The following is a 4,655-nucleotide window of genomic DNA, read 5'->3' on the forward strand; positions in this document are numbered from 1 at the left end:
AACGCCCGCGCGTTTTTCTTATCATTTCTTTATTGGAAAGATGCTGATTTCGCGCTCAATTTTTTTGCCTTCCTCATTTGTGATGATAATCATAATCGTAGTGTTTTTGCCGATGCTGCCCTGGTCGATCCGGAAGAGCAGGGTCTCACTAGCTACAGAATTCGGCTCCGCTTTTACCCGGGATGGAAGTATGACGTCCCAGCTTTCTGGAACATTTTGATACGTAAGTGTAAAGGTGGCCGGTTTATCCTTAAGATTTTCTATCTGGAGGTTGTATGTGTAAATAATGCGGTTCTCGGCTGGTACACCTTGGAGGTTTTTGCCGATGCTGACCGCAAATCCCGTGTTGGTGAAGATAGAGAACAATAAGATTGAAGTCATGACGGTCATCAACAGCGTAAGTACAAGACCTGCGCCGCGGAACATATTTTTAATGCCGCCGGTGCGGGAGTTCTTGTCGGACAGAATCATTTGCAGCATGCCATATGGGCATGCGCTGCGACAGAAGCTATGACGCAGTCTGTTAATCATGACAAAGAAGAAAACGGTGGCCAGAATGTAAGCCCAAAACGACCAGGCGCCCGTATCAAACGTAATAATTTCTTCGAACAAGTCCTTTGGACTATAGAAATATGCAATCATGCTAAAGCCGATGAGCGGAGCAAAAATAAGCGATAAGCCAATGTCGATGGCATTGCGCAGACCGGCGTTATTGCGCAGCGTCTTGGAGTTTGTAATCTTGGTCAGATATACGGAAAAGGTGTTATGCGGACACATCCACCCGCAGAACTGGCGGCCGAACCACTGAGAAATAGAGACGAAAGTGAAAACAAGCACAAGGACGGTCAACAGCAAAATATATCCGTCATTAAACGAGAAGCTTTTAGTCAAAACATAAAAATGAAGATGAACTAAATCAATCCGGAAAATGTCGAGCAACGGTACGATAAAAAACAGAATAAGAATTGTCGCTTGCAATAGCATTCGCTTACTCATGGACTACACTCCTTTGGGGTTCTCTTCCTAAATTCTCTATAAAGTAAGTGATTACACTGAAATTGTCGCACAGGGGATCTCAGAAGTGAAGTGAATAATTTGTGATTTTTGACCCCTAAAAAAACTGTATTTTAGCGGTATTTCTTCATTATTTTAAACAAAAAACAGGGGAATTTCCCTATAGACAAAACCATGTGTCTCATTTCCTATTTCTTCAAAATGGAATTGTCAGTTCAAATTTTTATGATACAATAAAATAGACAGTAAATTCACGCAAATACAAAGGAGGTTTCTAAAATATGTTCGAGCGCCTTTATGAGACGTCAGAGACGACAAAAGTGAACTTTGTCGGCTTTGCATCTGAGAAAGCCCGCTATGATTTCGGGCTCGTTTACACGAATCAATTTTTTGGAAAGCCTCTGGTGATTTGCATGCAAACAGGGCGATCTTCTTTGCTCTGTGCCGAAGATGCGCAAAACATTGAGGTTCTGAAGCAGAAATTCGCCATTGCTGATGACGAGGAGGCGCATGAGCTTTCCTTGTTCCTGCAAGGTCATCTTCCACATACTGACCATGCATTAACGCAATATTAGTATTTGATTGTCCGGTGGAATGTACACCTCATTATGCAATAAAAACGCATACCCAGACCTTCGGGAGATTCTCCTGAAGGTCTTTTTGATGGGATGAAAGAAATAGTCGTAAAAAAGGGCGAAAATTTTTAGAAAAACCTGTTGACGCAATTAGTATGACATATTATATTAATGACATAACATATTATGAGCGTGGTTGAAGATTATACATCCTTAATCGGTATGGACTTACTAAACGGAGGGTGATATTTATGGGAACTATTGTATGTAAAGAGTGTGATCAAATTATTGAGCATTACGAACATGAGAAGGTAGAAGTACTGTACGCGTCTTGTAACGGCTGTCCGACTTGTGAAGAAGAATAAATAATGAACCTCTAACCTTTGCGACTCTGCAAAGGTTTTTCCTTTTGGTTAACAGATTAACACCAAAAAGTGTGGTTGACCGTTTAAAATATACACAACGGATGGCAAGAAACGAGAGGCTGACTTTTGGGGTACGAAGAAAAAGACCTGCCGGTGGCTTCCTTGCTAATAAAGCAGGAATACGGACAGGTCTTTTATTATTTAATCGCTTGTGTACGTTTGATAACTTTGATGGTTTGAAGCGATTCGTCCTCAGGACCTTGAACCGGGAGACCGGCTTCGATGTTTTTAAGAATGTAGTCAATATTGTCCTGCGTCATGACTTCACCTGGAAGCACAATTGGGATTCCAGGAGGATAGACCATGATGAATTCGGCCATAATTCGGCCTGCTGCTTCGCGAATCGGGATAATCTCAGTCTCCGAATAGAAGGCCTCGCGTGGCGAAAGTGAGAGTGCCGGAATTTTTGGCAGATGAACGGTCAGGGGCTTCATCGAATCCTTGCCCATCTGGATGCGGGCCAACTCACGAAGCGCCTGTACAAGGGTCGTCACTGTCAGAATCGAGTCGCCCGGCGTGATAATACACAGAATGTTGTATAAATCGCTCAGCTCGACTTCAATATTGTATTTTTCGCGCAACCATACTTCCACCTGATGGCCGGTAAGTCCGATGCCGCGTACACGGATAATGAGCTTGGATAAATCCATATCATACGTGGCGGGGCTGCCGAGAATCTCTTTGCCTACACAGCGAAGGCCGGGGATATCGTTAATCTCATCCCGGGCGTATGCGGCCAGCTCCAGTACCTTGTCCATCATTTCTTTGCCGTGCTCTACCAGTTCGCGGCGTGCCGCATCCAGAGATGCCAGCAACAGATACGAAGTCGATGTGGTCGTCAGCATGCTGATAACCGATTTTACGCGATTGGCTGAGACCAGACCTTCACGCACATTCAGAACGGAGCTTTGTGTCATGGAGCCGCCCAGTTTGTGTACGCTGGTTGCTGCCATATCGGCACCGGCCTGCATCGCGGATAGCGGCATATCGTCATGGAAGTGAATGTGAACACCATGCGCTTCATCGACGAGTACCGGAATACCATACTCATGCACCAAATCCACAATTTCCTTCAAATTGGCGGCAACGCCGAAGTAAGTCGGATTGATGACAAGAACCGCTTTAGCGGTGGGATGCTGCTCCAGTGCCTTGCGTACTGATTCTGTCGTAACACCGTGTGCAATGCCTAAGTCAGGGTCCATAACCGGATGCACGAAAACCGGAATCGCACCGGCAAAGATAATTCCCGAAAGAATCGATTTATGCACGTTGCGGGGGACGATAATCTTCTCGCCCGGTCCTACAACAGACATAATCATTGTCATAATGGCTCCGCTCGTTCCCTGAACGGAGAAAAACGTATAATCGGCGCCGAAAGCTTCTGCAGCCAATTCCTGCGCTTCTTTAATTATGCCTTTTGGATGGTGCAGATCATCGAGCGGGGCGATATTAATTAAGTCGATAGACAGCGCATTCTGCCCGATAAAATCGCGGAACTCTGGAAGCATCCCGCTTCCTTTTTTGTGACCCGGGATGTGAAACTGAATCGGATTTCGCCGGGCGTGTTCCAACAGCCCCGTAAACAGGGGCGTTTTTGATTGGTCCATAAGAGCATTCCCCATTTCTGTATGTGGTGCCGCCTGCTGCGGTGCGATACATCATTACAAACATATTGAGTATATCAAAATGTCTTTCCGATTTAAATCATTCTCTTCCGGCAGAAACAAATTCTTGCGTATTTCTTAAATTTCTACTGTTCATAAAATTTAAAAAGGATTTTTATACAGGGAGCGCGAATAAACACTATAGGCTTATGAACAAAGGAGAGGGAGAGAATACATGAAAACGCGTGTAACCGAAATTTTTGGCATTCAATATCCAATCGTCCAGGGCGGCCTGGCTTACCTGGCGTATGCGGAGCTGGCCGCAGCCGTCTCCAATGCCGGAGGGTTAGGGCAGATTACCGCAATGACGCTCGGTACGCCGGAGAAAGTGAGAGAAGAAATCCGCAAAGTCCGCACATTGACCGACAAGCCGTTCGGCGTTAATTTTGCCATTGGACAGCACGGTCGGCCGTATGAAGAACTGCTGGAAGTGGCTATTGAAGAGAAGGTGCCTGCCATCTCCATCACCGGCGGTAATCCGAAACCGATTTTCGAGAGAATTAAAGGGGAAAATATCCGTACGCTCGTTCTGGTAGCCGGTGTAAGGCAAGCGCAAAAAGCGGAAGAGCTGGGTGCGGATGCGGTTATGGCAGTGGGACAGGAAGGAGGCGGCCATCTGGGACGAGAAGACATCGGCACGATGGTATTGATTCCGCGCGTGGTCGAGTCTGTTTCAATTCCGGTGCTGGCGAGCGGTGGCATCGGTAACGGACGCGGCTTATTAGCAGCGCTTGCACTTGGCGCTGAAGGTATCGAGATGGGAACCCGCTTCATTGCCACTCAAGAATGCGTACATGCAAGCGAAGCGTACAAGCAGGCGATTCTTGCCGGCAAAGAGACGGACACAGTCATCATTAAGCGTACGCTGGGAGCGCCAGGCCGCGTTTTGAAGACGGCTCACGCATTGAACATTATTGAGCGGGAGAAGGAAGGCGCGACATATGATGAATTGAAGGATATGATTAGCGGAAGAGCGA

The 4,655-nt window shown here is 46.4% G+C and carries 5 protein-coding genes; 3 read left to right on the top strand and 2 right to left on the bottom strand.

Translation table 11 applies throughout. The features are described 5' to 3' along the window. Positions 1-21 precede the first annotated feature (21 nt). Complete coding sequence (locus B2899_RS13295) at positions 22-996, bottom strand: 4Fe-4S binding protein (protein WP_286886445.1); 975 nt, start codon at positions 994-996, stop codon at positions 22-24. A 299-nt stretch (positions 997-1,295) separates the two neighbouring features. On the opposite strand from B2899_RS13295, the gene B2899_RS13300 reads away from it, so the two are divergent. Together B2899_RS13300 and B2899_RS13305 are read left to right on the top strand one after the other, a co-directional pair. Further along, positions 1,296-1,589, top strand: a complete 294-nt coding sequence (locus B2899_RS13300; protein ID WP_146808093.1) for a DUF3055 domain-containing protein — start codon at positions 1,296-1,298, stop codon at positions 1,587-1,589. A 251-nt stretch (positions 1,590-1,840) separates the two neighbouring features. After that, positions 1,841-1,954 (top strand): GapA-binding peptide SR1P, encoded by a 114-nt coding sequence (locus tag B2899_RS13305; RefSeq protein WP_286886448.1) that lies wholly within the window; start codon positions 1,841-1,843, stop codon positions 1,952-1,954. Positions 1,955-2,151: 197 nt separating this feature from the next. Here B2899_RS13305 and B2899_RS13310 read toward each other — a convergent pair whose 3' ends face one another. Beyond that, positions 2,152-3,621, bottom strand: coding sequence for an aminotransferase class I/II-fold pyridoxal phosphate-dependent enzyme (locus B2899_RS13310; RefSeq protein WP_146808089.1), 1,470 nt, complete (start codon positions 3,619-3,621; stop codon positions 2,152-2,154). A gap of 232 nt (positions 3,622-3,853) precedes the next feature. On the opposite strand from B2899_RS13310, the gene B2899_RS13315 reads away from it, so the two are divergent. Beyond that, a partial coding sequence (locus B2899_RS13315) for an NAD(P)H-dependent flavin oxidoreductase (protein WP_286886451.1) occupies positions 3,854-4,655 on the top strand: 802 nt, incomplete at its 3' end.

Origin of the sequence: Aneurinibacillus sp. UBA3580, assembly GCF_002375825.1 — a bacterium.
In the GTDB taxonomy this organism is placed as follows: domain Bacteria; phylum Bacillota; class Bacilli; order Aneurinibacillales; family Aneurinibacillaceae; genus Aneurinibacillus; species Aneurinibacillus danicus.